Genomic DNA, 1,553 nt, shown 5'->3' with positions numbered 1-1,553 from the left:
CGCCGCTGCGAGGACTTCGGCGTCGACGTCGCGTTCAACTGGGATCACTTCTTCCCGCTCTACGGCGACCCCGACGGCCCGCACTACGAGTGCTGGACGATGCTGGGCGCCTGGGCCGAGCAGACGTCGCGCCTGGAGATCGGCGCGCTGGTCACCTGCAACTCCTACCGCAACCCAGAACTGCTTGCCGATATGGCGCGCACCGTCGACCACATCTCCGACGGCAGGCTGATCCTCGGCATCGGGTCGGGCTGGAAAGACAAGGACTACGACGAGTACGGCTACGAGTTCGGCACCGCGGGCAGCCGGCTCGACGACCTCGCTGCCGGGTTGCCGCGCATCAAGTCACGGCTGGCCAAGCTCAACCCGCCACCGACCCGGGACATCCCGGTCCTGATCGGCGGTCAGGGGGAACGGAAGACGCTACGGCTGGTCGCCGAGTACGGCGACATCTGGCACGGGTTCACCTCGCTGGAGACGTACCCCGCGAAGGCGGAGATCCTGGCGCGACACTGCGCGGATGTCGGCCGCGACCCGGCGACCATCGAGCGCTCAGCGGGTGTGAACGGCAAGAGCCTCGACGCGCTGGTGGCTGAAGCCGACGCGTTCGTCGAGCTCGGGGTGACGATGCTGACCGTCGGAGTCAACGGACCCGACTACGACCTGACGCAGGCCGAGGCGCTGTGCCGGTGGCGCGACCGTCGTCAACCGAATGGAAGCTGAACTGGCGGAACGGCTCCCGTTGCGACGGGTACGTGAGATGCTTGCCGCGCAATGCCCAAGAAGTATGGGGTCAAAGAAAAGGACCTCGTGGTTTCGCATGTCGTCAACCTGGTGCTGACTGGCAAACTGCGGTCAGGGGATCGGGTCGATCGCAACGAGATCGCCAACGACTTAGGACTATCCCGCGTGCCGATACAGGAGGCGGTGGTCCAACTCGAGCATGACGGCATCCTGTCAACGCAGTATCACCGTGGCGCGTACGTCGAACGATTCGACGAGTCCGTCTTGCGGGAACATCACGAGCTGTATGGGGTGTTGACCGGTATCGCCTCGGCCCGCGCCGCGGTCGACAGCCTTCCGCGAATCCTCGACCAGCTCGGCACGTTCGTCGACACCATGCGCAGTAGCAAAGGGTCGCGCGCGTTTCAGGAGACAGCGTGGAAGTTCCGCAACCTGATCAACGACGAGTACGCGGGCCCGCGCTTGCAGGCCGCGATCCGTGCGTCGCAGACCTTCATCCCGCCGGGGTTCTGGTTGTCCTACCTCAACAACCACGACGAGTTGCTTCCGCTCTTCGAGGCCGAGACCGCCGCGATCCAGCGTCGCGACCCCGACAGTGCCCGCGCGGCGTGCGCCGCGCGGTCCGGGGTGATGGCCAGGATCATGCTCGGTGAACTGGTGCGACGCGGGGTGTTCCGGCCTGCCGGAGCCGCCTGGCCGGCGACATCCAGCTCGGATGCGCCGGTTGCGTTCTGATTGAGCTGAAGGCAGTGCCGGATCGGCGGTGCCCATTACGTTGCTTTGAATGCGGTTCGTGAAGCTTTTCGTCG

At 65.6% G+C, this 1,553-nt stretch carries 2 protein-coding genes; both read left to right on the top strand.

Going from position 1 to position 1,553, the window contains the following annotated elements:
* Nucleotides 1-723 (top strand): LLM class F420-dependent oxidoreductase (locus tag VGH85_12050; GenBank protein HEY2174530.1); only part of this gene is annotated, 723 nt, incomplete at its 5' end.
* Nucleotides 724-774: 51 nt separating this feature from the next.
* Nucleotides 775-1,479 (top strand): GntR family transcriptional regulator, encoded by a 705-nt coding sequence (locus VGH85_12045; protein HEY2174529.1) that lies wholly within the window; start codon nt 775-777, stop codon nt 1,477-1,479.
* Nucleotides 1,480-1,553: the final 74 nt, after the last annotated feature.

The organism is Mycobacteriales bacterium, from assembly GCA_036497565.1.
Classification (GTDB): domain Bacteria; phylum Actinomycetota; class Actinomycetes; order Mycobacteriales; family QHCD01; genus DASXJE01.
This window is presented reverse-complemented; position numbering and strand designations above follow the sequence as displayed.